At 63.3% G+C, this 1,550-nt stretch carries 1 protein-coding gene; it reads right to left on the bottom strand.

Annotation, left to right across the window (positions count from 1 at the left end; genetic code table 11):
* Nucleotides 1-107 precede the first annotated feature (107 nt).
* Entirely contained in the window at nt 108-1,361 is a 1,254-nt protein-coding gene (locus BN32_RS19680; RefSeq protein WP_019196293.1) for an MFS transporter, read from the bottom strand.
* Nucleotides 1,362-1,550 lie beyond the last annotated feature (189 nt).

Here is a 1,550-nt window from a genome sequence, read left to right as displayed (position 1 = left end):
TGCCGCGATGTTCGTTGGCCCCCACCCCGGCCTCCGCTTCGCTCGGCCGACCCTCCCCACAAGGGGGAGGGATGCCACGGGCATTCCGTCAGAACTGTCAGCTTTATTTACGCAGTCGCAGCCGCCGGCGTGGGCAACCGCGCCGGAAGGCACGCCACCGCGACGAAGATAACGGCCGCCGCGCTTGCCATCAGGCGGAACAGTGTGTCGAAGCCGTAGTTTCCATAGACAAACGAAATCATTGGCAGCGCGAGCGCGAGCACCGTGAAGCTGACGACATAGCGCACGCCATAGATGCGTGCGCGGGCTTCGCCGCTCGCCATCTTGCCGATCATGAAATCGTTGATCGGAATTTGCCCGAATGCGCCGAGCATGAAGCCGAACGCCGCAGCCAGCGCCCAGGCATCGCGCAGACCCGGCATCACCGCGAAGAAAATGATCTGGATCGCGGCGACGATCATGAAAACCGTGCGCGGTCCGAACTTGTCGAGCAGGCTGCCGACGACAAGCTGCGCCAGTGAGGCGACCGCGAACACGATGAAGGTAAACGCGCCGACCATGGTGGCGATATCGCCTTTGGCGGCCGTGAGACCGCTCGCCGACAACCATTGCGTCAGGTCGGTCGCGATTCCCTGCAGCCGTTCGTCGAAGATCTTCGGCAGGGCGAAGGTTGTGGACTGGAACACGAGGCTGGAGACCGCCGTGGTGAGAAACACGATCGCGGAAATGCGCAGGATCAGCGCCTTCATGTCGGCGGATTGCGCCGGGGCGGCGGCAGCGGGCGCCGGAATCTTCTGATGCGCGGTGGACACCTCGTTCCATTGATGCGCCGCGTAAAGCACGCCGATAATAATGGAGAAGATGCCCGGCACCACGAACGCCATGCGCCAGCCGCCGTGGTCGATGAAGTAACCGGTGATCAGCGCCGCGCTGGCGACGCCAAGATTGCCCCAGACGCCGTTCACGGCGAGGCGCATCCCGGTGTTCTTCCATTTCTGCGTGACGATGGCGAGGCCGACCGGATGATAGATCGCGGCGAACACGCCCACCACGAACAGGCCGACGCCGACCTGAAGCGGCGTCTGCGCGAAGGCGGTTGCGATCGACGACGCGCCGATGCCGATGAAGAACACTGCGATCATGCCTTCGCGGCTCCATTTGTCGGCCAGCCAGCCGGCGGGGAGCGAGAACAGACCGAATGCGAAGAAGCCCGGCGTCGCGTATTTCAGGAGTTCGCTGTAGCTCAGGCCCCATTCGCGCGAGAGCGCGAGCGCCGCCACCGTCGCGAAAATCAGCGTGAACAGGTGGTCCAGATAGTGGCCGACATTCAGGAACAGGAAATGGATGCGGTCGCGCGTCATGGGAGGCCTCGGGATGGAATCTCGCCTGAAAAGTACCCTTGGCACGATGGCGCTGTCATGCCAAAAATCGTCGAAAATCTGCCACGGGTCGATCGGAGGGGCACGATGTTGCTGCAAGCGAGAAGCACTGCTCCCTCTCCCCGCCTGCGGGGAGAGGGTTGGGGTGAGGGGCAATCACGTGAACCGGCA

The organism is Afipia birgiae 34632 (genome assembly GCF_000308295.2).
GTDB lineage: Bacteria > Pseudomonadota > Alphaproteobacteria > Rhizobiales > Xanthobacteraceae > Afipia > Afipia birgiae.
This window is presented reverse-complemented; position numbering and strand designations above follow the sequence as displayed.